The organism is Vibrio sp. 2134-1 (assembly GCF_033339495.1).
Genome location: NZ_JAWOUS010000579.1, coordinates 1 through 629, shown reverse-complemented (window position 1 = coordinate 629; position 629 = coordinate 1). Strand labels below are relative to the sequence as shown.

Below are 629 nucleotides of genomic sequence, written 5' to 3'. Positions count from 1 at the left end.
GGTTACCGTTGGTGTCGGTACCGAACAGTTGGAACAACAATTGGCACAACTGTTCCCCGAATACAAAGCCATCCGTATCGACAGAGATAGCACGCGCCGCAAAGGCAGTTTAGAAGATGCGCTGGACTCCATCCGCAAGGGTGAATATCAAATTTTAATTGGCACTCAAATGTTAGCTAAGGGACACCATTTCCCCAATGTAACGCTCGTTGCCTTGCTAGATGTTGATGGCTCTCTATATAGTAGCGACTTCCGCGCCTCCGAAAGATTAGCGCAGTTATTCATTCAAGTCGCAGGGCGAGCCGGACGTGCAAGTAAGCCGGGGGAAGTGGTTTTACAGACTCACCATCCTGAGCACAGTTTGTTGCAAGCCTTATTGGAAAAGGACTACCGACACTTCGCTATGACGGCATTAGAGGAACGTAAACTGGCGCAGTTGCCACCGTACAGTTTCCTGACTCTATTTAAAGCCGAAGCGAATCAGAGCGAGATCGTAGAAGATTTTCTGCGCCAAGTTCGCTTTACCTTAGAATCGCATCCTTTATTTGACGACACTTGCATGGTGCTGGGTCCAACACCATCACCTCTCGCCAAACGTGCAGGCAAATACCGCTGGCAGCTGTTACTTC

Annotated in this window: 1 protein-coding gene; it reads left to right on the top strand. The window is 49.3% G+C overall.

Annotated elements, in window-relative coordinates; translation table 11 throughout:
- The coding region (locus R7R78_RS27330; RefSeq protein ID WP_263856333.1) for a helicase-related protein at positions 1 to 629 on the top strand (629 nt) is incomplete at both ends.